This window comes from Nannocystis sp. RBIL2 (assembly GCF_026626745.1).
Taxonomy (GTDB): domain Bacteria; phylum Myxococcota_A; class Polyangia; order Nannocystales; family Nannocystaceae; genus Nannocystis.
Genome location: NZ_JAPNJW010000002.1, coordinates 3,780,412 through 3,804,947, shown reverse-complemented (window position 1 = coordinate 3,804,947; position 24,536 = coordinate 3,780,412). Strand labels below are relative to the sequence as shown.

General features: G+C 69.2%; 17 protein-coding genes. 8 read left to right on the top strand and 9 right to left on the bottom strand.

Translation table 11 applies throughout. From position 1 onward, the window contains the following. Positions 1-59: 59 nt before the first annotated feature. Together OV090_RS40140 and OV090_RS40135 are read right to left on the bottom strand one after the other, a co-directional pair. Complete coding sequence (locus OV090_RS40140; RefSeq protein WP_267710146.1) at positions 60-1,160, bottom strand: hypothetical protein; 1,101 nt, start codon at positions 1,158-1,160, stop codon at positions 60-62. Next, positions 1,121-1,687, bottom strand: a complete 567-nt coding sequence (locus OV090_RS40135; RefSeq protein ID WP_267710145.1) for a hypothetical protein — start codon at positions 1,685-1,687, stop codon at positions 1,121-1,123. The genes OV090_RS40140 and OV090_RS40135 overlap by 40 nt, the downstream gene beginning before the upstream one ends. A 394-nt stretch (positions 1,688-2,081) precedes the next feature. Here OV090_RS40135 and OV090_RS40130 point away from each other — a divergent pair, with 394 nt between their 5' ends. Then, positions 2,082-2,729: a TetR/AcrR family transcriptional regulator gene (locus OV090_RS40130; RefSeq protein WP_267710143.1), complete on the top strand. Its 648-nt coding sequence runs from the start codon at positions 2,082-2,084 to the stop codon at positions 2,727-2,729. 66 nt (positions 2,730-2,795) lie between these two features. Here the strand turns inward: OV090_RS40130 and OV090_RS40125 are convergent, their stop codons facing one another. Next, the gene (locus OV090_RS40125; protein ID WP_267710141.1) at positions 2,796-3,626 is read right to left on the bottom strand and encodes a hypothetical protein; all 831 of its coding nucleotides are present in this window, start codon (positions 3,624-3,626) and stop codon (positions 2,796-2,798) included. 48 nt (positions 3,627-3,674) lie between these two features. Further along, positions 3,675-4,499: a hypothetical protein gene (locus OV090_RS40120; RefSeq protein ID WP_267710140.1), complete on the bottom strand. Its 825-nt coding sequence runs from the start codon at positions 4,497-4,499 to the stop codon at positions 3,675-3,677. 95 nt (positions 4,500-4,594) lie between these two features. Here OV090_RS40120 and OV090_RS40115 point away from each other — a divergent pair, with 95 nt between their 5' ends. From OV090_RS40115 to OV090_RS40105, 3 genes are read left to right on the top strand one after another with little or no spacing between them, the layout of a single operon-like run. Beyond that, on the top strand, positions 4,595-5,719 hold the full coding sequence (locus OV090_RS40115; RefSeq protein ID WP_267710139.1) for a hypothetical protein: 1,125 nt from the start codon (positions 4,595-4,597) through the stop codon (positions 5,717-5,719). Between the two features lie 43 nt (positions 5,720-5,762). After that, positions 5,763-6,317, top strand: coding sequence for a sigma-70 family RNA polymerase sigma factor (locus OV090_RS40110; RefSeq protein WP_267710138.1), 555 nt, complete (start codon positions 5,763-5,765; stop codon positions 6,315-6,317). Continuing rightward, positions 6,295-7,011 (top strand): tetratricopeptide repeat protein, encoded by a 717-nt coding sequence (locus tag OV090_RS40105; RefSeq protein ID WP_267710137.1) that lies wholly within the window; start codon positions 6,295-6,297, stop codon positions 7,009-7,011. The genes OV090_RS40110 and OV090_RS40105 overlap by 23 nt, the downstream gene beginning before the upstream one ends. A gap of 89 nt (positions 7,012-7,100) precedes the next feature. On the opposite strand, the gene OV090_RS40100 is transcribed toward OV090_RS40105, so the two are convergent. From OV090_RS40100 to OV090_RS40090, 3 genes are all read right to left on the bottom strand, one after another. After that, positions 7,101-10,151 (bottom strand): AgmX/PglI C-terminal domain-containing protein, encoded by a 3,051-nt coding sequence (locus OV090_RS40100; RefSeq protein WP_267710136.1) that lies wholly within the window; start codon positions 10,149-10,151, stop codon positions 7,101-7,103. Positions 10,152-10,467: 316 nt separating this feature from the next. Then, on the bottom strand, positions 10,468-11,778 hold the full coding sequence (locus tag OV090_RS40095) for a VWA domain-containing protein (protein WP_267710135.1): 1,311 nt from the start codon (positions 11,776-11,778) through the stop codon (positions 10,468-10,470). Positions 11,779-12,105: 327 nt separating this feature from the next. Beyond that, positions 12,106-13,971, bottom strand: coding sequence for an AAA family ATPase (locus tag OV090_RS40090; protein ID WP_267710133.1), 1,866 nt, complete (start codon positions 13,969-13,971; stop codon positions 12,106-12,108). A 286-nt stretch (positions 13,972-14,257) separates the two neighbouring features. Between OV090_RS40090 and ligA the strand changes: the two genes are divergently transcribed. Together ligA and OV090_RS40080 are read left to right on the top strand one after the other, a co-directional pair. Beyond that, complete coding sequence (ligA, locus tag OV090_RS40085; RefSeq protein ID WP_267710131.1) at positions 14,258-16,309, top strand: NAD-dependent DNA ligase LigA; 2,052 nt, start codon at positions 14,258-14,260, stop codon at positions 16,307-16,309. A 218-nt stretch (positions 16,310-16,527) separates the two neighbouring features. After that, positions 16,528-17,244, top strand: a complete 717-nt coding sequence (locus tag OV090_RS40080; protein ID WP_267710130.1) for a molybdopterin-dependent oxidoreductase — start codon at positions 16,528-16,530, stop codon at positions 17,242-17,244. 1,120 nt (positions 17,245-18,364) lie between these two features. Here OV090_RS40080 and istB read toward each other — a convergent pair. Next, the gene (gene istB / locus OV090_RS40075; RefSeq protein ID WP_267710129.1) at positions 18,365-19,105 is read right to left on the bottom strand and encodes an IS21-like element helper ATPase IstB; all 741 of its coding nucleotides are present in this window, start codon (positions 19,103-19,105) and stop codon (positions 18,365-18,367) included. Between the two features lie 16 nt (positions 19,106-19,121). Further along, entirely contained in the window at positions 19,122-20,669 is a 1,548-nt protein-coding gene (gene istA / locus OV090_RS40070; RefSeq protein WP_267710128.1) for an IS21 family transposase, read from the bottom strand. Positions 20,670-20,838: 169 nt separating this feature from the next. Here istA and OV090_RS40065 point away from each other — a divergent pair, with 169 nt between their 5' ends. After that, complete coding sequence (locus OV090_RS40065) at positions 20,839-21,018, top strand: hypothetical protein (RefSeq protein ID WP_267710127.1); 180 nt, start codon at positions 20,839-20,841, stop codon at positions 21,016-21,018. A gap of 1,158 nt (positions 21,019-22,176) precedes the next feature. Next, positions 22,177-23,757: a hypothetical protein gene (locus OV090_RS40060; protein ID WP_267710126.1), complete on the top strand. Its 1,581-nt coding sequence runs from the start codon at positions 22,177-22,179 to the stop codon at positions 23,755-23,757. Positions 23,758-24,536: the final 779 nt, after the last annotated feature.

The window sequence follows — 24,536 nt, the reverse complement described above, 5'->3', positions numbered from 1 at the left end:
CGCACGCGAGCCGTGCGAGCCGTCGCTGCGGCGGGCGCTGACTCGCGGACAGGAGCCGCTCAGATCGTCTTGAGGTACTCGAGCACCGCTGCCCGCTCCTCGGAGGTCAGCGCGTCGCCGAAGGGGTGGCCAGCGTTGCTGTGCCCCGGCTTGGTGGTGTCGTAGATGAGGTTGCGCTGCTCGAGCGGTCCCGCCTGGTCCTGACCATGGTCGAGCACCTCGTACGGCCAGCCGAGGGCGCCCCAGTCGTAGTGGGTGCTGTCGAAGTCGACGCGCTTCCAGTACGTCGGGCGCGCGCCGCTGTCGAGCACGAGGTCGAGCGTGGGGACCGAAGCGTTGTGGAAGTAGGGCGCGCTGGCCCACACGCTGTCGAGCGGCGGCGCCACGTAGCCGACGAACGGCTCGGTGACCCCGAGCTGGGTGACTGCCCCGAAGAAGCTCGACTCGAACCACTCCTCGAGGTAGTTGAACTCTCCCGCGCCGTAGGCGGCGAACACCGGATCGGTGCCGATGAGCTCGAGCGGGATCAGCATGTTGGGGTAGTAGTCGTTCTCCCCGTCGGCGCTGTAGTTGCCATGGCAGCCCGCGCAGTGACACAGGAACACCTCTTCCCCGGCAGCCGCGAGCTCGGTGTCGACGGGATAGGGGTACTGGGGCGGCTCGATCGACTCGAGGTAGGCCACGACATCGATGAAATAGTCGAGGATCACCGCCGCCTCGGCCGTGGTGTCGGTACACAGCGACGAGGCCAGGATCATGGTGCCACGGTGGTCGCCGCCGCGAGACATGCCATTGGCGAACTGCGTGGCCTTCTTCCTCGAATGCCACCACGGCGGAGGATCGGCGGGGATCATCATGTCCTCGGGCAGATCCTGGATCGGCTCGTCCAACCACTCGAGAGTGACCGGGTCGCGGTGCGAGAGCAGGATGAACGCGAACTCGATGGCCGGGTTGGTCCCGGCCGTGAGCATGATCGAAGCCGGACCGACCACCGCGAAGCGCTGGAGGAACTTGTTGAACGCCTTGCCCGCGTCGGTGAAGGCCGGCAGCGGAGGCACGAGCTGCATCAGCGCGAACAGGTCGCTGGTGAAGTCGGCGTCGTGGCGACCCAAACCCAGGATCAGCTCGCCGTTGAACTCGCGGAGTGGCAGTTGAAGCAATTGGGCGAGACGAGCTCCGAGCCGTCCTTCATCTCGAGCACGTTCCACCCGGCCGGGACCTGGGCGTTCTTGCCCGGGCGCCAGGCGAGGCTCGGCCCGTCGGCGTATGTGCCGAGGAGGGGCTGTGCGATCGGGAACAGCTCCCAGGGGATCCCGCACGACACGTAGTCCTCGGTGAGCAGCGCATCGAGCCCGAGCACCGGATCGCCGGGTAGGGAATCTTCACGAGGGATCGGGTAGCCCTGCAGCCAAGGGGCGTCGGAATCGACGCAGCCCTGCGGCGGCTCGTCGCCGCTGCTCTCCGAGTCGGTCCCGCTCGGGTCCACGCCCGTGGTCGTCGGGGTCACGCCCGTGGTCGTCGGGGTCACGCCCGTGGCCGTCGAGTCGACACCCGTGGTCGTCGAGTCGTCCCCCTCGTCGGTGGCGGACGAGCCGCCGTCTCCACCCGCGGCGGGGACGTCGGAGCAAGCCACGCAGGGAGACATCATCAAGGACGCGAACGCGACGACGCGGGTGGCAATGGACATCGAATTCTCGCCTCACCACGAGGATAGTCCCGTGCAAAGCTCGATCATACTCGGATCCCCGTAAGACCGTGCGGTCTGCGCGTCGCCCCCGGGAGATCAGCCGGTAATCGCCCGCTGGAGGTCATTTTCTCGCCTGGCGGGCGCCGTCACCATGGTCGTCGCTCACCACGCCTGAATGGAGGTACTCGGTTTCCCGGGCGAACATCGGCCCTCATGCGGCCCATGAGGGTGATGGACCCCATTCGACCCCGAGCGCGGTCCGGCGCGCCTCGTCGTACGCGCCGGCCCACGGCTCCGGCGCGAGCGGATGACGCCAGCGCGCGCCGGTCGGCGGTGCGGTTTCGAAGCCACAACTGTATCAGAATCACCGCTCGGCTCGACTCGGGTTCCACGCATGGCCAAGAAACGCACCCCACCCTCGCTCTCGCCGCGCAAGCGTCCCACGCAGGCGCGGGCGCGGGCGACCTACCTCGCGCTCGTGCAAGCCGGTGCTCGGATCCTCGAGCGGGACGGCTACGAGGCGCTGACCACCAACCACGTGGCCGACCTCGCCGGCGTCGGTATCGCCTCGCTGTACGAGTACTTCCCCAATAAGCAGTCGCTGGTCGCCGAGGTCGTCCGCCACGTGCTGGACGAGCTGGTGGCCGACCTGCGCGCCCACGTGACGCTGGTGGACTCGCCGCACGAGGACGCCATGCGGGCCTGGATCACGGCGATATTCACCGCAGTGCACAAGCGGCGCTCGATCGTCACGGTGCTCGTCCGCGAGGTCCCGTTCCTGTGGGAGATCCCCGCGGTCGAGCAGGCGCGCGAGCTGTTGCTCGAGATCGCGTTCGCGTCTCGCGAGCTGCGCGCGCGCGCGGTCAAGACCGCGATGGTGCCCGACGCCACCATATACCTGCTGGCGACGATGACCGGGGCCGCAGTGCTCGAGGCCGTGCTGCGCCCGCCGCCGCAGTACACGCCCGAGGTGCTGATCGCGTCGCTGACCGAGATCGTGAACAGGGTGCGGGGCAAACGGCCGAGCCGGACCGCGTCTTGACATGCCTGAAAGAGCATGTCCTGAAGGGACATTCAGACGCGCGTCCGGATCCTGGGCAGTCGTCGATCACTCGCCCAGGCGGTGGAACATCAGGCGGTAGTAGTATTCGGGGACGTCGAACACCTCGCAGAAGCCGCCCAGGCCGTCGTTCGCCTCGCTGTAGTGCTTGCGGGCGGTGCTGGCGCCGACGCGGTACGACTCGCCGATCACCGCGCTGTGCAGGGCGAACACCACGGCAGTGTCGTCGCCGTGCGTGAACTCGACTGCGATCGGCTCCTCCAGGTTGTCGCAATCGATCGTCGTCGGGCACACGCCGTCCTGCCGCGTCATGGTCAGCGGGGCGAAGAACGAGTCGGCGTTCGGGGGCACCAGGGCCTCGGCCGCGACGCCGCCGAGCAACAGGGCGCCGTCGGGGGCCGGCGAGCGCAGGCTGAACCACTCGCTGATGCCGAACGACATCTGCACGCGATAGTCGAGCACCAGCGGGTCTCCGACCGCGAATTGAGCCAGCGGCTCGTCGAGCTGGAGGCGGAGCTGCACGGCCTGCTCGCCGCAGGTCAGCGCGACCTGGGTGACGTCCTGATTCGTCTCGATCGCGCTCACCTCGCATTCGCCGGCGAAGCCTTCGCCGCCGAGCGGGGGGTCGAAGAGGAACTCCGCCGACTCCGAGGTCGGTTCGTCCGGCCCGGCGCAGGCCGGCGGCGGATCGTCGGGGCTGGTCTCGCTCTCGAGGGTGGTGCCCGCGTCGGCGGTGGTGGTCTCGTCGCCGCCGGTCGTGGCGCCGTCGGTCTCTCCGCCGTCGGAGTCGGTGTATTGCCCGAGGTTCCCCTTGGGCGCGAGGCAGCCAAGGATGAGCAGGGCGGGGAGGATGACGAGGATGCGGGGGAGGGTCTGCATGGTAGTGTTATTTCTCGAGTGGGTGTAATGATGGATGAAGGGGCTGGATCACGGGGCGGGCGCGAGGACGATCCGCGCCGCGAAGTTGTGCGGAGAGAGATCGGTGAGGTCGCACCCGGGCAATTCGCGGTAGTTGAGGAGGGCAGTGCCGACGTTCAGCTCGTAGCGCGCAGAGGCGCCGAAGATCGTCCGCGACGGCGGGAGCACGGTGGTCGCGCCGTCCGCGTGGCTGAACTCGACGGCGAGCTTCTCGCGCGGCGACTCGCAGGTGGGCGTGATGGGGCACGCGCCCGCGCCAGAGGTCATGGTCCACGGGGCGAAGAAGTCGGGGGCGCCGGCCGGGGCGAGGGTGACGGCCCGGACGCCGGCGAGCAGGAGCGTGGCCTCGCTGTCCGGCCGTCGCAGGGTGAACCATGTCTCGTAGCGGTTGCCGAGCGAGCGGTAGTCGAGCGCGACCGCGTCGCCGACGGCGAAGAGCGGCGAGAGCTGGGCGTCGCCGAGGGCGATCCGCACGCCCTGACCGGCACAGTCGAGGAAGAGGTGCGCCGGATCGAGCTGCAGGTCGGTGACCGCGCAGGCGGCGGCGAAGTCGTCGGCGGTGATGTCCGGGTCGAACACGACGTTGTGCCAGGCGGCGCTCAGATCGGTCTGCTCGGCGCACGCCGCTTCGCTCGCCGGCTCCGGCGCGTCTGGCCCGCCGCTCGACGTCGGCGCGCCGCTGGTGGTCCCGGCGCTCTCGGTGCTGTCCGCGGGGTCGTTCTCGGTATAGACGCCGAGGTCGCCGCGAGGCGGGGCGCAGGCCAGGATAGCGGTCGATAAGAGGATGGTGGCGACGGCGAATCGATCGCACGCGAGGTCGGAGTCGATAGACATGCGCTGGGTGGTTTCCCGGCCGGGTCGAGTTCCGTGAGCCAGGGTCGCGAAAATTCTCCCCGGGCCGGGGCCGCGGGCGCGCTAGTCTCCCGGCCGTGGGACCCCTCGTCCTCGCGCTCGTCGCCGCGCTGCCTGCGCAAGACATCGAAGTGACCTGGCGCGGCGATCCGCGCTGCGCTCAACATGGCTTTCAGGACAGCCTCGCGCGCTACCTCGCCGGCGCCACCGAGTCGCGGCCGGTCCGGGTGAGCGTCGACGTGCGCCGCGAGGCCGAGGGCCGCTGGTCGGCGACGCTCGACCTCGAGGCGGCGGAGGGCCGCAGCAAGCGGACCCTGCGTGGCCGCTCGTGCGCGGAGATCGGCGACGCGGCCGCGTTCGTGACCGCGGTGGTGGTCGACCCTGGCGTGCTCACGCGCCCGGCCGAAGGGGCGATCGTGCCGGCGCCGAGCGCCGAGCCGGGCCAACTCGCTCCGAAGGACATGTCCTACGAGACATCCTCGGCCGAGGTCGGCGCGAGTGATATGTCCCTCGGGACAGGCGATGTCGGCGCGTCCGATCTGCCCCCGGGGACGGAAGTCGCGCCGGTCGAGCGGGCGCCGGAGCCCGCGGCGGGCACTGGCGTGACTCGGCCGGGCCCCATCCAAGGGAATGTCTCTTCCGACATGTCCCCGAAGCCAGCCGCTCGCGCGACCCGGCTACGAGGGTTCGTGCGCGTCACGGGCGGGCTCGAGGCGCTGGGGACGCCGCGGGTGGGGCCGGCGGTCGGGCTCGCGGGCGGGCTCCTGGGCCGGCGCTGGCGGGTCGAGGTGACGGGGCTGTACCGGGCGCCGACGACCGAGTACACGCAGATCGATCCGCAGGCGGGGGCGCGGGTGCGGCTGTGGGCCGTGGGCGCGCGCGGCTGCGGGGTGCTGCGGGCGCGGCAGGTCGAGTTTCCGCTGTGTGGCGGCCTCGAGGGCGGGCAGGCCCTCGGCGAGGGGGTCGGGTTCCAGGGCGGGCGGACCGACCGGATCGCGTGGCTGGCGGTGGTGTTCGGGCCGGCGGTCGCGTGGGCGCCGCGGCCCTGGCTCGCGCTCTGGCTCGGCGCAGACGTCGGCGTGCCGCTGCTCGGCGGGACGTTCAGCGCGGCCGGGCTCGGGCGCATGTTCACGATCGCGCCGGTGTCGCTGCGGGCGGCCCTGGGGCTCGAATTCCGGTTCGGGCGCGGCAGGGCCGGCTGAGCTCACGGATCGGCGGCGAGCCGGGAAACCACAACAAGTCGCCGTGAAGCCGACCGCCGCCCACGAACCCAGCCCCCGACCGAGGTCGACGCCGACGCTCGAGCAGGTCTACCGCGACCACGCGGACTTCGTGTGGCGCCTGCTCCGCAACTTCGGGGTCGAGGGGGCCGGCCGCGACGACGCGTTCCACGAGGTGTTCCTGGTGGTCCACCGCCGCCTCGCCGACTACGACGGGCGTGCGAGCCTGCCGTCGTGGCTGTTCGGGATCACCCGCAACGTGGTGCTGCACCACCGGCGCAGCCACGCCCGTCACCTGCGCCGCCTGACGGTCGCGCCCGAGCCGAGCTCCGGGCCGGCGCCTGACGAGGTGGTCGCCGCGATCGAGGCGCGGGCGCTCGTCGATCGCTTCCTCGCCACCCTGTCCGAGGAGCACCGCCTGGTGTTCATGCTCGCCGAGCTCGAGGGCCTCAAGGTGCCCGAGATCGCCGAGCAGCTCGGCGTCAATCTCAACACCCTCTATTCCCGTCTCAACAGCGCGCGCAGGCGATTCGCCAGCTTCGTCGCCGGAGGTCGCGATGGATCCGCAGAGTCTGAATGAGCAGAAGTGCCGCGACATCGTCGCCGCCTATCGCAGCGAGCGCATGCCGGCCGACGCGCGCGCGGCCGCGTGGTCCCGCTTGCAGGCGGCCATCGGCGAGGAGGACGAGGCGCCGCCGGTGCGGCCCTCGACGCGCCGGCGCGACCTGATGTGGGGCGCGGTGCTGGTGGCGGCCGCGGTGCTGCTGCTGGTCGTCGGAGCGCGCGCGCGGCTGCTGCAGCGGGACACCGGCGACGCGGGCAGCCAGGCGGCGCACGAGGCGGCGGCGACCGACACGAGCGCGGAGGCGACGCAGGCCCGCGGCGGGGCGCCGGTGGTGCGCGAGGCGGTTTCGTCGGCCGCTCCCGAGGCGGCGCCGACCGTCGCGCCGCAAGAGCAGCGGCCGCGGCAGTCGGGGACGCGAGCGGCAGATGTCCCGAAGGACATGCCGGGGCTGGACGCGGAGCTGACGCTGCTGCGAGCCGCTCGCGGGGCCCTCGGCCGCAAGGATCCGGGCGCGGCGCTGACCTCCCTCGAGCAGCACGCCCGCGAGTTCCCGAACGGCCACCTGGTGGAAGAGCGCATGCTGCTCACCGCGCAGGCGCAGTGCGAGCTCGGCCGGCGCGCAGAGGCCCGCGCAGCGGCGGCCGAGCTGGTGCGAGCATTCCCCGATTCGCCGCACGCGCGTACGGTCGCGGGCCTGTGCGCCGAATGATGTCATGATGCGAGCTTGTCGAGCAGCTCGACCTGGTACTCACCGATGGTCGGCTCGATGGGTTCGCCGCCGAACCCGCCGGGGACATCTCATCGGCGGGTGAAGTCGAACCGCCAACGGATCACCGCGTCCGCGTCGGCCGAGGACCAGGAGGTGTGGCGCTCGATCGCGTCGACGATGCAGCGCTCGACCTCGGGGTGACGCAGCGTCGAGGACGCGACCGTCACCGCGCCGAGCTCGCCGGCGGCCGATACCGCGAACTCGACGACGACCTTGCCGGCGAGCGCGGGCGCGTCGGCGAGGGCGCGGGCGTAGCAGTACTCGACGCGGGGCTTGGCGCTGAACAGGCCGGAGTTGATGTTGTTCGGGCCGCGCGCCTTCGGCTTGACCGAGAGGGGTTTGGGGCCGTGGGGGTCCCATAAGATCGATACGCTGCGATCGGGCGGGCCGAGCAGCGCCTGCACGTCGACGTCCTCGGCGAGCGCGTGTGGGTCGCAGGTGCCGGCGAGAGCGACGGCGACGGTCGACCACGGGGTCTCTTCGGTGGCGACGACCATCGGCGGCAGGTGATTGTCGGGTCGCTCGCGCGCGTCGGCCTCGATCGTGGTCGCGTGCAGGTACGGATAGCTGCCGAGCGCGGTCGTGCCGGTGCGCATGCGCAGCGCGGTGCCGTCGCCGGTGAGCACGAGGGCACCGACGCGCAGGTGGGCCGGCATCGGCGCCAGCTGCGAGGACGTCGGCGGGCTGGCGGCGATCTGCGGCGCGGCCATGGGGATCTGATAGGACGTCGTCATGCCGCGGTCGTGGCCGGCGACGATGCCGAGGCGGAGGTCGCGACGGAGCGACAGCGCGGCGAGCAGCGGGCGCAGGGCCGCGAACGTGGTGGCGCTGTCGATCGCCAGCTCGAGGCTGGGGTCCCGCTCCTCCGCCAGCGCGGCGAGCTGCTGCGTCAGCGCGGCGAGGTCGGCGACGGGGCGGTCGTCGAGGGCGAGGCGGTCGCCGGCGAGGGCGAGGCGATGGGCGTGGCGAGCGTGGTGCGTGGGACAGTTGGAGTGCAGCCCGGGCAGCGCGACGTCGGGGAGCTGCGCGAGCTCGGCGCGCCGCCGGCACGCGAACGCGTCGCCGGCCTCGCACGGGCCCGCGAGCACGCGCGCGGCCTCGGAGGGGCGAAAGGCGTCGGCGAGCAGGTCGGCGAGCGCGAGCGGCAGCATGCGCCGGAGCGCGGGGGCGTGGGCGGCGGTCGCGGGATCGGCCTCGACGCAGCGCAGCGCCGGCTCGGCCGCGGCGAGCGATCGATCGAGCGCCTCGCCCGCGGGCGGGGCAGCGGGCGGGCGGGCCAGGTCGAGCGTATCGATCGCCTGGGCGATGAACGAGCGCGCGCAATCGAGGCCCGGGGAGGACGCAGCGGCAGCGCGGGCCGGCCCGACGAGGCTCGCGGGATCCGGCAGCGGGCGCGCCGCGAGCGGCTCGCCGTCGTCGAGCACGAGCTCGCCGCGCAGCAGCGAGCCCTCGCGCCCGAGGTCGAGGGCGGCCCTGCGATACGTCTGCAATGGCGCGACGAGATCGGGGGCGAAGGGACGGAGCGCCGGCGCGAGGACGGAGAGGTCGACGCGGGCGGCGGCGAGCCCGACTGGTTCGGTGGTGTCGGCGAACACGGTCGTCGGATCGACGCCGATGCCGAAAGACACGCGCTGGCGTTCGCCCGCGAGCTCGTCGTGCAGCACGAATTCGCGGCCGAGGCCGGTGACGAATTGGCGGGCGAAGGCCTGCAGCGGCGCGATGGCGATGGTCGCCGGGAGGTCGAGGGCGACCGCGCCGCGCAGGTCGTCGCCGGCGAGAGCAGTGATAGCGACCTGCGCGGTGAGGGTCGCGGGAATGTTGATGCGTGGGCCCCGGAGCGCGGACATAGGTGTCCCAAAGAGCATGTATGGAAGGACATCTTCGCAGGCGGCCAGGGCCTCGGCCGCGTCGAGCCGGAGCGACCGACCGTCGCCCGGGTCCGGCCGATCGACGAGGGTCAGGCGCACGGCGGCGCTGGCGACCGCGGGGCCGCGCAGCGCCAGCGGTTCGCGGGCCGACGGATCGCCGAGGGCCTGCGCGCCCGCCGGGGTTAGGCCGGCCGTGACGCGGAGGCGCAGCCCGTGCGGGTCGTCAGCGGCGGTCAGCAGCCAGTCGTCGAGGTCGACGGCGCCGTCGCCGAACGCCCTCTCGCAGCGCAGCAGCGCGGCCAGCGAGGCGCGGCGGAGCTGGGCGCCCTCGACGTGGGTAGCCAGCGCGAGCGCGTCGGCGGCCGCACGGGCGCGCTGCCACTGCAGCAGCGCCGGCAACACGCGGGGGCGGAGCAACACGGCCAGCGGCTCGCCGCTCGCGGCCGCCAGCGCGAGCCCGGTGGTGCGAGCGGCGGCCGGTGGGCTCGCCCGCAGGAGCTCGCCCCGCAGCGCCGGCGGGACGCTCTCGATCGAGGCACCGGCGGGGACGAGCGCGCGCTGCAGGCCGACGACGCGGACAGCGTCGGCGGCGGGGACGACCGCGGCGAGATCGCCGGGTCCCAGCACCCACGCCCGCGCCCCCGGCGTGGCGGCGGCCAGGGCGGGCTCCTGGCGCCCGAGGCCGTCGAACCAGCGCGTGAGCGCGTCGGCGAGGCCGGCGGGATCGACGGCCGGGAGCACGAGCTCGTGCCGCAGACCGGGCAGCGCTCCCGGGTGCCGCGAGAGCTCGGCGGCGAGCAGGCCGGCCGGGGCGGCGAGGGCCGGCTCGTCGAGCGCGAGCACGAGGGGGCGCGCCGGATCGAGGCCGGTCAGCGGGGGAGCGGCTGATGCCGCTGGTCCAAAGAGCATGTGCAAAAAGACAGGTAACTGGCCGGCCAGCAGTAGGGCCGTACGCGAGAGCTGCTGCTCGCCGAAGTGCGGCGTGAGCGGGGCGAGGCGGGCGTTCACGGCCGGCCAGGCGTCGTGACGCACGACTGCGACCACGGCGGCGCGCTCGCCCAGGGACTCGAGGGTCGCGAGCGTCCACGGGTCGGTCGCGGGCGCCTCCGCTGCCCCGGCGGCGTTCGTCGGATCGCCGGGGCGGTCGCAAGCCGAGCTCGCCAGAGGGGCCGAGAAGAGCGCGAGCGCGGCGAGGCGAGGCGAGATTGGCATGAGAGCCGAGGATGGCACAGGCCGCCCACCCGCACGAGGTCGCGTCTTCTGTGACGACGAGGGGTCGGACGACGGCATCCCGGCAGCGTACGTCGTTCATCCGCGCGAACGTGCAACCGGCCCGTCGCTGGCGCGCTCGCGCGATTCGTCGCCCCGCGCACGCTCGATCGGATCCTCGCCTCTTCGAGGCGGCCGATCACTGGCCCGGCCCAGCGATGCTCGCCGATCCGCCCACCCCGGCCCTGGAACGCGCGACGACGAGAGCACGCGCTGCAGAGCGCGTGCTCTCGTCTCGAGAAACGCACGGAGCGGCGAATCAGACGCCCTGGACCGACTGGCTGATCAGGCGCACCAGCAGCTTGTTGAGCAGCTCGACCTGGTACTCGCCGATGGTCGGCTCGATGTGCTCGCCGCCGATCCCGCTGTGGCTGGTGAGGAACACGTAGGTGCCGCCGGTGGCGATGTCGACGAAGCGGAGGAAGAATTCGGTGCTCTTGTCGATGCCGGAGGAGGCGACCGGGATGATGCGCACGCCGGCGGCCGCGGCGTCGCCGACGCTCTCGTGGATCAGCGAGAGGTCCGGCGCGCTGTCGTGCGGCGGGGCGTCGAGCACCAGGAACGCCAGGCGCGACACCGCCGAGGGGCTCCAGTCGTGGCCGTGGATCGTCGAATCGAGCGCCTCGCTGACGGCCTCGGGGAAGTCGCCGCCGCCGTCGTAGTTCTGCGCGGCGAGGTCGGCCAGGGCGGTGTCGATGTCCTCGGTGAACGGGAACTCGCGCACCAGGTACTCGTCGCCGTGGTCGCGGTAGAAGTTGACGCTGAGGCGGATCTTGAACGATTGGCCGATGTTGTCGCGGATCTCCGCGATCACGTCGGCGAGCTCGACCTGCAGGTACTCGAGCTCGTCGCCCATCGAGCCGGTGGTGTCGATCATGAACAGCAGGTCGAGGACCTTCGCCGGCGCCTCGGCGCCGTCGAGGCTGGCGATCGCGGGATCGCCGGCGAACGGCTGAGCATCGGCGATCGAGACCGTCGATTCACCCGAGGTCACCTGAATGGTGAACGGACCCTCGGCCGGCGCGCCGAGCAGGCCGTTGAACAGCTCGGCCCGGCCGCGCACGTCGGTGCGAGCGGTCCACACCGTCTGCTGGTCGCCGGCCAGCAGCACGACGTCGGCGTCGACCACCGGGACCTGGTCGGCGACCGCGACCACTGCGAAGCGCTGGCTGGTATAGAGCTTCCACAGCTTCTCCATCGACGACCACGTCTCGTCGCCGAGCAGGCCGATCCAGAAGTCCCAGTGGTCGAGGTCTCGCCACTCGCCGGCCGTCAGCTGGCCGGGATCGATCGGCTCCTCGCCGCCGGTGTCGCTGTCACTCTCGGCCTCGCCGGTGCCCGTGCCGGCACCGGTCGGATCGGCGCCCGAATCGCTGGCGCTCGAGCCAGCGCCGGTGTCGCCGGGAGCGTCGGTGCCGGCGCCGCCCGAATCGCCCGGGTCCCAGCTGTCGCCCGGCCCGTCGCCGGTGCCACCGTCGCTGCCGCTGCCCGAATTCGGCGAGCTCGCATTCGTGGCGCTGCCACCATAATCACTGCCCGAATCGTCGCCACAGCCGACGGCCAGAGTCATGAGCGGAAGAGCGAGGAGAGCCAGACGCAGGGGACTACAGGCGCGGGAAGTCATAGGTTCCCCGAGCTCTTCAAGAGGCGTGCCACGGGCCGGATGAGGGCCACGGCAGGGTTGCGGGCGTTCCGACGGGCGAACCCGCGCACCCGCACGACACCGCCGTCATGGTCGCCTCGCCGATCATGGCACCCGGGCGCTCGCGTCCGCGAGCGGGGCGGGCGTGGTCGGGCTTCTTTTGTCAGGCGGCAGGTCGATCGCCGCGACGCGATCCGTGTGGCGAAGTCGGATGCTCCGCGCGCGAGGGTCGGCGCTTCTTCGCGGCGTGCCGAGTCAGCGATACGTCTTCAAGGCGATATGCGCATTGGCGTACAGCATGGTATAGAACGCATGCTCTCGGCCTCGCGCGTGAGCCCGTGTTCCATCGGCTTGGCGGCGGCAGCGCTCTATTCCCTTGATAGCTCGATCCGCCACTCGCTCGAGCGCGGCAGTGATCGTCGCGGGAGAGACGTTCAGCAGGACGTCGCGCGGGATCTCGATGAGCGTGAGGCGACCGTTCAAGGCGTCGAACGTGCGCAGCGCGTTTTGGGGCACGTTGAACAACGCCCCCATCTCGATCACGTCGAGCACCAGGAATCCTTTGGCGTGCGGCATCTCTCCGACGGAGATGCGCTGGTCTTCCATCACGATCAACTGCCCAGCCGGCGCGAGCACCCGGGCGATGCTCTTGAAGGTGTGGATCCATGCGTCGGGGGGAATCTCGTGGAGGACGTTGCACATCAATGCCGCGTCCATGTGGGCGGTCGCAGGCGATTGGTACGCGCGGATGTCGTCGACATAGTATACATCGTCGGGCCCCTGCCCCAGCGCGGCGACGCGTTGACGGCAAAGCTCGTGCTCGGCTGGGCTCGTGTGCTCCGCGTCGTTGTAGGCGTAATAGCGAAGCGCTGAGCGCTCGGCGTCGGGAATATTCGCCAGCGCCTGGGCGATGCGGCCCTGACCGGCCGCATAATCGAGGACACGCACGGGCTCCCCGGCGGCGATGCGCCTCCGGAGCGCCGCCAGGGCCATTGCCGGTTGCGGGTCGCGCTCGTGGCCAGGCACGCTCACCGGGGGTACGAGGCACTGCTGGGCATAGGCCGCGATAGCGATCGCATCCGCGTCGGCAAGAAAGCTGCGCAAGCGCGCACGGCCTTCGGTCCCCCCGAGTAGCGCGTCCTGCACCTGGATCACCGCATTGCCGGCGTACCCGATCTTCCCGCCGACCACCGAAAATATACGCTCGGCCCCGGCGTACGCGAGGAATGGCAGAGAGTGCGTCGCTACCCAGATCTGCGCCGGACCCGAGGCGCGAAGGCGATCGATCGCCCGGATGCAAACTTCGGGATGAAGATGGGACTCGGGCTCGTCGAACAGCAGGATCGCGCCGCGGATCTGTCCCGCCTCCTGATGGATCAGGATCGCCCAACCTAGCAAAATGCGCTGGCCCTCCGAGAGCTCCTGAGACTGGAGAGGTCGGCCGAACAGGACCGGCTGCCCCGAAAACGACGAAGAACGTTCTTCGAGACCGCCGCATTCGAGCTCGGTATCCAGGAGAGCCTTTAGGATCGCTTGAAAGGCGTCGAGCTCGGCGATGTTCCCCGCGCGCGAGGTCTGGTACTCGGGGTGTTGTTTGAGGTAGAGCCAGGTCGCCATCGTCTTCAGGTGATCCACGGCTCTTTGCGTCAGGGTGGACAGCGGAAAATCCTGCGCGGAGCTCTTGAAGGGCTGGTGACCGACATGCACGAGTCTGGGCAAGCGGCGGTCCACGCGTATTCGATCGAGCATCGTGGCGCTCATGGTGATGCGCCGATGGCTTTCAGCCCTGGATTCGAGGGTCGCAGCGTATCGTTCGAGCTGCTGTCGCTTCTCGCCGGGCATCTCTGCGGCAAATGCGGTGCTGAGTTCCACAAAGAAGGCTCCGAGCTCCTCGGGCGTAGCTTCGTCGATCGAGCGATCGTGGAAGCCGAGGTTGGCCAGCAGCCTGCCAATATACATGTCAATCGTCGACCACTGTGTCGCCAGCGCGCGGAGATAGCGCGACTTGCCTTGCCCGTTGGGACCGGCGAGCACGACCAGATCTTTCAGTCCCCGCAGTTCGGTGCTCTGCAGGCCGAGCGTTCGGCAAATCTCGGGGTCGAACTCGATCCTCTCGATCATGTACGGCGACCCTAACATGACGTTGGCTGGGCCGGCCGGGCAGCGAAGTCATCCCAGCGATGCCTGAAGTCAGAGCTCCGTGCAGAAGTAAGCGGCGCGGCGACCACGGGTGGCAGGCGTTCGCGGGTCGCGGGGGCCAAGTCGCCGAGATGGGGACGCTTGTTCGTTCGCTCGTGGCGCTGCAGGCCTGGCCGACTCGCTGCAGGGCCCCCTGCAGCCTCCCGCTGTGTGCGCGAAAGCGAGCGGGCGACGGGCGGGCGCGGGTTTGTTAGCATCCCGGCCGCTCATGAGCGCCTCGACGACCCCCGCCTCCGACCTGCAGACCCTCGACGCCGCCGCGGTGAACGCCCGGCTGCCTTCGTTCACGGCCGACGAGCTCGAGGTGCTGATCCGGCGGGCCAACAAGGAGTACTGGGACGACCACGTGCCGACGCTGCCGGACACGCTGTACGACCAGCTGATCGAGCGGCTGAAGCGGTTGCGGCCCGACGCGGCGGTGCTCGACGAGATGGGGCCGCAGGCGGCCGAGGCGCCGGCGATGGACGCGGAGGAGGCGTTGCAGCTGGCGCCCGAGCAGCGGTTCGGCGCGGCGGTCCGCCACCAGCGGCCGATGCTGTCGCTCGAGAAGTGCTACAACGAGACCGATCTGCAGAGCTGGGCCGGCAAGTTCAGCAGCGAGATCCTGGTGATGCCGAAGATGGACGGCGTGGCCTGCAGCCTGCGCTATGACAAGAAGGGCAAGCTGGTAATGGCGGCCACCCGCGGCTCGGGAACCGAGGGCGAGGACATCACGATGAACGCGCTCGAGGTGAAGGACATCCCGCGCACCGTCGCGTCGGACGGAGTCGAGCTCGAGGTCCGCGGCGAGCTGTACATGAAGCTCAGCGACTTCGCCAAGTTCAAGGGCGACTTCGCCAACCCGCGCAACCTGACGGCCGGGTCGATCAAGCAGAAGGAGCGCAAGAACACCCGCAACGCGCACCTGAGCTTCTTCGCCTACGACATCATCGGCCCCGAGTTCGACAGCGAGCGCGACAAGTTCGAGCTGCTCAAGAAGCTCGGGCTCGGCGGCATCGACCACGAGTTCGTCGACCGCGCCGGGCTGCAGGCCAGCTACGACCGCTGGGCCCGCAACCGGCCGGAGCTCGACTACGAGATCGACGGGGTGGTCTACCGCACCGCCTCGGTCAAGGAGCAGCGGCGCCTCGGGCTCACGGGCCATCACCCGCGCTACGCGATCGCCTACAAGTTCCAGGGCGACTCGGGCGTGACCGACCTGCTCGACATCCTCTGGTCGGTCAGCCGCACCGGCGTGATCACGCCGGTGGCCCTGCTCGAGCCGGTCGAGCTCAGCGGGGCGCGGATCGGCCGCGCCAGCCTGCACAACCTCAACATCTTCGAGTCGCTCGGCCTGACCCATAACTGCCGCGTCGAGGTGACCCGCCGCGGCGGGGTGATCCCCAACGTCGAGCGCGTGGTCGAGTCGGGCCCGGCGTCGCGCCCGTTCGACCTGCCGACGCAGTGCCCAGCCTGCGGCGGGCCGATCGAGCGCCGCAAGAAGCGCGACGGCGAGAACCTGTGGTGCGCCGAGCCGAAGAAGTGCGTGCAGGCCCGCCTCGGCGAGCTCGAGCACTTCGCCAAGGTGATCGACCTGCAGGGCTTCGGTCCGAAGGTGATCGGCGCGGCGGTCGACGCGGAGCTGCTCAGCACGCCGGCCGACTACTACCGCCTGCGCGCGGTCGACCTGCAGGAGCTCGAGCGCCTGGGCGAGAAGAGCGCGCAGAACCTGATCGACCAGATCGAGGCGCACCGCGAGCTGCCGCTGGCGGTGTTCCTGCAAGCGCTGGGGATCGAGCACCTCGGCAAGCAGAACGCGCTGCTGCTGGCCGGCGAGTTTCGCACCCTCGAGCGGATCCGCGAGCTCAACCAGGCCGACCTCACGGCAGTCCGCGGGATCAAGGACGCGATCGCCGACGCGATCGTCCACGGCCTGGCAGCCCGCGCGGAGCTGATTGACGCGCTGCTCGAGTTCGTGACGGTGCTGCCCGGCGAGGCCGCGCCGGCCCCGGTCGAGGGCGCGGCCCTGTCCGGCAAGAGCTTCGTGTTCACCGGCACTCTCGAGGCGTTCACCCGCGAGGTCGCCCAGGCCCGCGTGCAAGCCCTCGGCGGCGAGGTGCCCTCCGGCGTGACGAAGGCGCTGTCCTTCCTGGTAGTCGGCGCCGGCCGCGGCGCCAAGTCGAGCAAGCAGAAGAAGGCCGAGGACCTGATCGCCGCCGGCGCCCCGCTGAAGATCCTCAGCGAAGAGGAGTTCCTGGTGATGGTCGGCTCGCTCGAGTGAGCATGGCGCGAGGGACATGCCCGATCGGGCATGTCCCATCGAGCATATGTTGGACATGGGCCTGCCCTTTCGCGCAGGGCAGGCGAGGGCGCGAGAGTAGGCGGCGTCGATGACTCGCCGGGGTGCGCCTGGGCCCGGCGATCCGCTAAGCCCGGCCGGGGGGCCGTACCGGCGGGGGTCGCTCGGCCGCGCGGGCGCGCTCGAGTAGAATGTGGGGGATGAGCGAGGACGCGGAAGACAAGGAGCGGCGGATCGTCGAGGCGCGGCGCAAGCTGATGGAGCGCTGGGAGCAGCGGATGCGCGACACGCCGGCGCTGTCCGATGCGCGCCCGCAGGGCTCGGGCCCGCCGAACCGCCACGGGATGCCGAAGCTGCCGGTCGGCCAGACGGTGACGAAGAAGTGGCCGGTGCTCGATCTCGGGCGCAAGCCTATCGTCCCCAAGGAGAAGTGGCAGCTGAAGATCGACGGCGCGGTCGAGCAGCCGATCACGCTCGACTGGGCCGCCTTCATGGCGCTGCCGCAGACCACGGACACCAGCGACTTCCACTGCGTGACGTCGTGGTCCAAGATGGACATGCAATGGGTCGGCGTGCGCTTCGCCGAGCTGATGGCGCTGGTGCACCCGACGGCGGCGGCGGTCCACGTGATGTGCCACGGCTACGACGGCTACACGACCAACGTGGCGCTCGAAGAGGCGCTCAAGCCCGACGTGCTGCTGGCCCACACGGTCGACGGCCACGACCTGCCCGTCGAACACGGCGGACCGGTCCGAATGATCACACCGCAGCTGTACGCGTGGAAAGGCTCGAAGTGGATAAGCCGCATCGAGCTACTGACGCGGGAGAAGCTCGGGTTCTGGGAGATGAACGGTTATTCGAGTACTGCGCACCCCTGGCGGGATGACCGCTACAGCCGGTTAGGAAGGCCTTCGTGAGGAATTGGCGCGAACTCCGCGAGGCCCACTCCGGCGGACCCTGCGTCAGATTTGTGCAAATGGGGGCAAGGATTGACATCGTGTGGTGGAGCCGATGCCTCCGCCAAGACGTCGATAGCCAAATCTCGACGTCGACACTCATCAAGAACGAACCTGGCACCGCGTTGGCACCACTTTGCACGTGGTGCCAGATAATGTGCAAAAGCCTTAGCCATCCATCTTCCAGGCTATTCGGAGAATCGCCCGTGCATAGGGGCACCCAAAGGTTGGAGAGCTTGTAGCTGTGGAACAAGTTCTGACCCGCCGGCCACCTCCCGCAAAAACCCGGCAACCGTCAAACGCCCGCGCTTCTGCTGTCCACGGGGTTTTTCGGGAGGAGGGGTCTTGCCACCCCTTGCCTCTGGTTGCCACTCCAAGCCGCAAAAAGAGTTAGATTTTGGTGAAGTAAATCTGGCTCGACAGACAGGAGCCCGCCTTCGGTAGTTCCGAGGCGGGTTTCGAGCTGAGACGTCAGGGGGCACCGCGCCGAGTGCGCGGGTGTAGCCCCGCCTGCGGGGGATCGAGGCGCAAGTAGCCGCATCTCTGCCGGACTACCCCTCTTCCTTCCGAGGGCCGATCGCGCAGGGGCCGCGCAGGGACGTGGATGTCAGGCTCCCGACGGCCGCTCCTCCAGCAACAACTCGGCATTCGGACGCAGACGGGGCGCGGCACCCGCGGCGCTCGCCGACCTCCATGGTGTGTCCCGAGCGCTCGCTGCCGTTGGCGTAACCGACGGCCACATAGTCGCCCGTCTTCGAGGTGCCGTCGCCGCGAGGGGTTGGAGCGGATCGCAAAGATTTGCAGCCGCCTGGCCGCCGGGCTCGGGCGCGCATCGTCGCTCGTAACACCATCCGAAACTTAAGCTGAACCTCCCCGATAGGCTCTTACGCTCGCGCAACTCGACCGCGAGCCGGTGTACGAACACCGCTGCTCCTGGCCGATGCGGTGCGGTCGGCAGCTACTGCGTATTCCGGCCATCGTGATCGCGTGGATCGGTCATCGTGATCACTCCGGAGGTCGGAGCGGAGCGACGCGGTTGCGGGCTCGGCGCGGACGGAGCGAAGCGACGCTGATGGGGTGTTCAGGTCTGGGAGGCGACCTCCTTGCGGCGTGATGGGCCTTTTAGCATGAGGCGGTGGCACTGGGAGAGCATGCGATCGCAAATCGCATCAGCGGTTGTGGGGTCGCCGATCTGGTCGTGCCAGAGCTCGGGCGAGCGCTGGCTGGTCAGGATGGTGGAGCGTTCACCGAATCGATCCTCCATCAGTTCGGACATGTCTCTTCGCTCGGCCGGTCCGAGCGGGGTCATGGCCCAGTCGTCGAGAATCAGGACGTCGACGCGGGCGAGCTTGGCGAGCAATCTTGCATAGGTCCCGTCGGCGCGGGCGAGCGCGAGTTCGTCGAAGAGCCGCGAGGTGCGGCGGTACATGGCGCGGTAGCGGCGGCGGAGGGCGTGCTGGGCGAGGGCGCAGGCGAGGAAGGACTTCCCGGTGCCCGTCGGGCCGGTGATGGCGATGTTCTGGTGCTGCGCGACCCAGTTGCAGGTGGCGAGCTGGCGGATCAGCGGCTTGTCGAGCTCGCGGCGGTCGTCGTAGTCGAGGTCCTCGAGGCAGGCGCTGCCGAGCTTGAGGCGCGCCTCCTTGAGGTTGCGCTTGAGGCGGGCGTTCTGCCGGCTCATCCACTCGGAGTCGACGAGGAGGCCGAGGCGCTCGTCGAAGCCGAGGCCGGCGTAGTCGGTGCGCGACTGCTGCTCGAGCCAGGCGGCGGCGAGGCCGTTCAGCCGCATCTCCTTGAGCCTCTCCATGGTCTGCTGATTCATCATCGATGTATCCTTTCGGTCAGTTGTAGTAGCGAGGGCCGCGGATGTTCTCGTGGACCTCGGGCTTGTCGGCCGGTGTGTCGGCGGGGAGGTCGGGCAGCGGGGCGCGGTCGAGGCCGTTCTTGAGGATCGACTCGACGTGTCGATACGAGCGCGCGCGGACGACGACGGCGCGGGCACACGCGGCCTCGAGACGCGCGTCGCCGTACGTCTTGCCGAGGCGCAGGATGCCGAGGCAGGCGCGATAGCCGTGCTCGGGGTGCTTGCGCTCCTTCATGAGCGCCTGGGCGAGTTCGACGGTCTTCGGACCGATCTGCTTGGCCCATGCGAGGATCCGGCTCGGCGAGCGGTCGGCATGCCGCTGGTGGGCTTTGGGCATGTGCTCGGGATCGGTGGTGTGGCGCCCGGGCACAAAGCTGCGCGGGTGCGAGGCGATGCGCTTGCCGCGGTGCAGGAGCTCGACGGTCGTCGCGGTGAAGCGCGCCTCGACGGCCTCGCCGACGAGCGTGTACGGCACCGAGTAGTAATGCCGATCGATCTCGACGTGGTAGTCGATGTTGACGCGGCAGGTCTTCCACTCGCAGTGCTCGAAGCGCACGGCGGGCAGCGGGCATAGCTCGGATCGCTCGATCCGCTCGAAGAGCGCGCGCCGGCTGATGTTGCCGTACTTCCTCATCGGCCGGGTGTTGAGGTCCTCGAGTAGCTCGGCGATCCGCGCGTTGAGTTCGGGGAGCGAGTGGAAGACCTCGTCGCGCAGGCGGGCGGCGATCCACCGCTGGGCGATCAGCACGGCGTTCTCGACCTTGGCCTTGTCGCGCGGCTTGCCGGGCCTGGCGGGCATCACGGTGGTGCCGTAGTGCTCCGCGAGCGCAGCATACGTGCGCTGGATCTTCGGGTCATACCAGCACGGCCTCGTCACCGCGGCCTTGAGCTGGTCGGGCACCAGCGCCGCCGGGACGCCGCCGAAGTACTCGAGCATGCGCGCGTTGCTGGCGATGAAGTCGTGGCCGCGCTGCGTCATGCTCGCCTCGGCGTAGGTGAGGTTCGAGGCCCCGAGCACGCCGACGAAGAGCTCGACCGCGATGCACTCGCCAGTGTTCGGATCGACGATGTGAAGCTTGTTGCCGGAGTAATCGACGAAGGCCTTGTCGCCGGCGACATGGTCGATCCGCAGGGTCAGACCGCGCCGCTTCAGCCACGCGCGGTACAGCTCGCAGAATTGCGTGTACCGGTACCCGTTCGGGTGCTTCTCGAGGTACTCGATGTGCAGCAGCGCGAGCGTGACGCCCTTGCGCCGCCGCTCGGTGTGGATGTACGAAAAGTCCGGCAGCGGCCGCGCCTGCGACGCCGGCTCGCCGTCGTAGACGACGCGCTCCAGCTCCTCGTCGCTGAGGGCCTGCACCGCGTCCCAGGTGAGGCCAGCCTCGCTGGCCTTGCCGACGACCTTGCCGACGACGCCGGCGCTGACGTCGAGGCTCGCAGCCACGTCCCGGTGGCTTCGCTGCAGCGCCCACTTCTGGCGCAGGATCTCGCGGATGTTCTTCATGGTCAGTCGCTGCGTCGCCATTTCGCCTCCCACGCGAAATGGCCGGTGATTCAGCGTCGACCTCGCCCCTCGCGCTTGCGGCTGCGCGTACCACGCCAGGTATCTCCGTGCCCTGGCCGGCAGGCGCATTCGCCGCCGGTCCTCACGAGGACCGATCCGGGCGATCACGACGCCGATCGGCGCGATCACGATGCCGATCTACGCGATCACGATGCCGATCGGCGCGATCACGATGCCGATCTACGCGATCACGATGGACCGATCTGGGCGATCACGATGGGCCGTTTTCCGCAGCTACGACAGCAAACCGAAGTTCGTCGGGGATTCACCCCGGATTCCGCCGCCAATCTCGCGCCGCATGGAATCTTGACGGCGGTCGACGGCAATCCTTGAAGAACTTGGAGTTGTAGCAACTTGCCCGTCTTCAAAAACCACTGCTACCCGATAGCTGAAGACAAGATCTCGAGCTCAGCATCGATCGTTGGCTATGGTGCAGGCCCCAGAACAGACAACGTTCTGACTATTTTGAACCTATGAAAATAAAATAGAGCAAAATTAAACCACGCGCGAGCGTAGGGATGGGATGCCTTTCCAGCATCCCTCGAAGCCCTATCGATCGTTCGAACCAAGCTCTCGCAGCCCAGGATCCGCAGGAGGAGCAAGGGCTGGGATGAAGTTTCTCTCTAGAGACAAGCCAGGGATTCTTCAAGAGAATCGTTCCAGGCACGGCGGCAATGTCGCATGTGAGCATTGCGGAGTCGTGACGGTGAGGCCCTCGAGATCTTTGCGAAAGGTGACCCCGCCTGAGAACGAGTGGCAGTTTGACCACATTATCGCGCGTTCAAGCCGAGGCGATGGAACTCCAGCCAACGCTCAGATCTTGTGCCGCAAGTGTAATCGAGCCAAGAGCAATAAATGACGAGCCTCCGTCACACGGACGCGCGAGAGCTCCGGCTTGCGTTCCGCCGACACCTGGCCGGCGAGCACGCGGCCACTCCAGCCGAGGACATGTTTCTGCGTCCGCTGGCGAACATGAGTATCGACTGAGCGCTCGCGCTATCATCCACCGCACGGTCGCGGCGCCTACATCGGGCAGCCCGGCGACCCGATGTTCTGCCTGATGACCGACGCTTACATGCTGTAAGCCGCGCCGCGCTTCACGGGTCGCCCTTGGTGTCCTCATGGACATGTCCCAAATACCTGGCGCTCACCTTCTTCTCACCGGCGGCGTATCCTCGTTGAGCAACGTGCCGGCGAGGACGAGCCGCAGCCTGTTCGCTGACGCCTTCACCGACCCCGACGGCCGAGCGGCCGGTGCCTCGGGTGGCGTCGCCGGCGACGACGACGCCCTCGAACTCGGTGCGCCCCGCGCCATCATGGACGACGCCCGCCTCAGTGGCGGTCGATCACCCACGCTCTGCACAGCAACGCGGCCCGAGGTGGCGCGGCGAGGCCGCACGCACTGGAGACCTTGTCTTCAGTCGCTCCTGCGCGCATCGGCATCCCGCATCCCCTCCAGGATCTCGTCATGATCATCGCCCCCTCGAGCTGTCCCTTCGTGCGCCCCGGCGACCTGTCGCGCTCGTCCGTGTTCCGTAGGAAAGGATCGAAGTTCGGCGTGGTGCTCGCCGCTCTGCTCTCCCAGACGCACGGTCTCGGATGCGCTGGGCAAGCGTCGACTCCTCGGGTACCGACGGAGCCCACGAGCCCGTCCGGCTCGGCGGCCTCCAGCACGGCCCAGCCGGCAAGTGCGATCGCGCTGGTGCCGCCCGGACTCACCGGGGCGGCGCTGTTCGGCGCCGTGGATTTAGTCATGAAGTCGCTCAGGAATGTCATTGCGACGGGATTCGGAGATGCAGGGATCACGGCAGGACAGCTCGCCACGCAGCTCGGGATCACGACGGAACAGCTCCGACGACTCCTTCACGATGAATTGAACGTACCGCTGACGAGGCTTGGTTTGGACGTACAAGAGGTCGCCAGGAGGCTACTTTCAGTCACGGAGCGGGCTAGCAATCTGCTGTCGACCCAGCAGCGGTGTGCGTTTCAGAACATCGAATCGTTCTCGGCCGGGCTACAGACGATGCTGCTCGAGCTGCGCACCGGCGTACCATTCGTCAAGCCGGGGCGACCACGGCTCGACTACCTGAAGTTCGACGGCCACTCACCGAGCGTCGTTCCACCCAGCGGCGGGCGTGCGACCCTTCATGGCTTCAGACTCTGGGACAGGAGCGCCCCGACGGTCGAACTATACGACGATAATCGGCAGTCCCGGCTCAAGGTGTTGCAGGCGCAGGCGGGGGGTAGCGCCAATTCGGTCTCCGTCGTCTTCGATGTTGCCCTGATCTCGGAGAACGCCGGGCGCTGCCTGCAACTCCGGGTGCGGCCCCGAGACCGCCGTGGAAAGGTCGTATCGGACCTGTTCATCCCGATGTGCGTGCCACCTGCGTTCTCGACCCGACTGGCGCTCACCGGCTCGATCTCGTACGCCTGTCCCCAGGCCGAGACCCGCCGCTTGGAGCAGCGGATCTTCTATTTCGAGAACACCTCGTGCGAGGACAGGAAGCCCGTGTCGCTCACCGAGAGGTGGCCGCTCCCGGACGGCTGCTCGATCATCCGGCTTGAGGATCGACCGGGCGCCCTCAATCGACACCAGTCCAACGTCAGCCTGTCTTTCAACGCCGATTCGGTGACCGCGGCAGGATGGCTGGACACCGCAGAGTGCGCGTGGATTAAATTGCTCTCCCACACAATGTGGCAGCGCCTCGTCACACCAGTCGTCCACTGCAAGATCGAGGTGCCGCAGACGGCGAGCATCACGTCGCTCGCCGTGCGCATGGAGATCCCGACCACGCAGATCTGCGTCAACGTGCCGAAACGCTGCGCATCGCCGACCAGCGTCTTCTGGTTTGACCTCAGCAGGTCGCACAGCGATGGGCAGGCCACGGGCATCTTCACGAGCCCCCGGGTGACCTCGAACAACAACGGAGCCTCGACGACTGACGCGACCGTCGGCGAGCTGCAGATCAGCAGCGTGTACAATCCCAACCTCGTCGATGGCACCGCCCAGATCTGTGCCATGACGAAGGTCGCTTCCTGCGATTACTGATCCGACGCGAGTACGGGACGCACGGTTGGCGCGAGATCTCCCTCCGATCCCCTACCTGACAATGTCGTATGAGACGCGGCCCGCGCGAGAGATTTTGGACCCTGGCGCGCCGCGAGAGCGCCGACATCGCCGCACGTCTGATCCGCGCCGCGTTGGGCACGCTGGTCCGGCACTGTGTCCGGGGCGCGTTTTGCCCTTCCGTGTTCCCCTTGGCCGGGCTCCTTCCCTCCATCACCTCCGCCGCCGCCGGACCGGCCTTATTCGGCGACTTCGTAGGTACTACGAGCCCGTCTGACTTCTCCGGGCCGTGCATCGTCGGCTTGCGGCTCATGGCCTTCCCCGACGCGTCCCCTAGCGACGCCATCGCAATGGGCGCCCCGGAGCTCTCCCGGTTCTCGCGCAGAGAGGTTCCGTGCATGCACGGGGTCTCCGACCGCGCAGGGCCGCACCGCGCCTCGCGCTCTCGGTTCGGTGCGTGTTGCCTTCCGCTCCAGTTAACAGCGTCGGCGCCCTGAAGAATCTGATTTCGCGGCTCAATACCCGGCCTGCACGTGCCCCTGTCCGACGCTTCACCTGCACCCTCGCGGGTGCCGGCGCAGGACTCGGGGTCATCGTGGGTCGCTACTCCTTCGATGTGGAGCTCTCTCATCTCCTCCTTCTCTGCCGGTTTATCCCGGCGCACTAACCGTGCGACGAACCGCGTCGTGGTGCGCCAAGGAAAGCCTGGCCAAGGAGGAAGCAAGGAAGCAGAAACCTTGAAAGTGACCCTGTGCCGGGGG

Bases quoted from the DNA above. Each gene is read 5' to 3' on its own strand.
- istB (WP_267710129.1), bottom strand. From the start codon at position 19,105: ATGATGAATCAGCAGACCATGGAGAGGCTCAAGGAGATGCGGCTGAAC.
- OV090_RS40135 (WP_267710145.1), bottom strand. From the start codon at position 1,687: ATGTCCATTGCCACCCGCGTCGTCGCGTTCGCGTCCTTGATGATGTCT.
- istA (WP_267710128.1), bottom strand. From the start codon at position 20,669: ATGGCGACGCAGCGACTGACCATGAAGAACATCCGCGAGATCCTGCGC.
- OV090_RS40130 (WP_267710143.1), top strand. From the start codon at position 2,082: ATGGCCAAGAAACGCACCCCACCCTCGCTCTCGCCGCGCAAGCGTCCC.
- OV090_RS40095 (WP_267710135.1), bottom strand. From the start codon at position 11,778: ATGACTCTGGCCGTCGGCTGTGGCGACGATTCGGGCAGTGATTATGGT.
- OV090_RS40090 (WP_267710133.1), bottom strand. From the start codon at position 13,971: ATGATCGAGAGGATCGAGTTCGACCCCGAGATTTGCCGAACGCTCGGC.
- OV090_RS40120 (WP_267710140.1), bottom strand. From the start codon at position 4,499: ATGTCTATCGACTCCGACCTCGCGTGCGATCGATTCGCCGTCGCCACC.
- ligA (WP_267710131.1), top strand. From the start codon at position 14,258: ATGAGCGCCTCGACGACCCCCGCCTCCGACCTGCAGACCCTCGACGCC.
- OV090_RS40125 (WP_267710141.1), bottom strand. From the start codon at position 3,626: ATGCAGACCCTCCCCCGCATCCTCGTCATCCTCCCCGCCCTGCTCATC.
- OV090_RS40065 (WP_267710127.1), top strand. From the start codon at position 20,839: ATGCCGATCTACGCGATCACGATGCCGATCGGCGCGATCACGATGCCG.
- OV090_RS40105 (WP_267710137.1), top strand. From the start codon at position 6,295: ATGGATCCGCAGAGTCTGAATGAGCAGAAGTGCCGCGACATCGTCGCC.
- OV090_RS40100 (WP_267710136.1), bottom strand. From the start codon at position 10,151: ATGCCAATCTCGCCTCGCCTCGCCGCGCTCGCGCTCTTCTCGGCCCCT.
- OV090_RS40080 (WP_267710130.1), top strand. From the start codon at position 16,528: ATGAGCGAGGACGCGGAAGACAAGGAGCGGCGGATCGTCGAGGCGCGG.
- OV090_RS40060 (WP_267710126.1), top strand. From the start codon at position 22,177: ATGATCATCGCCCCCTCGAGCTGTCCCTTCGTGCGCCCCGGCGACCTG.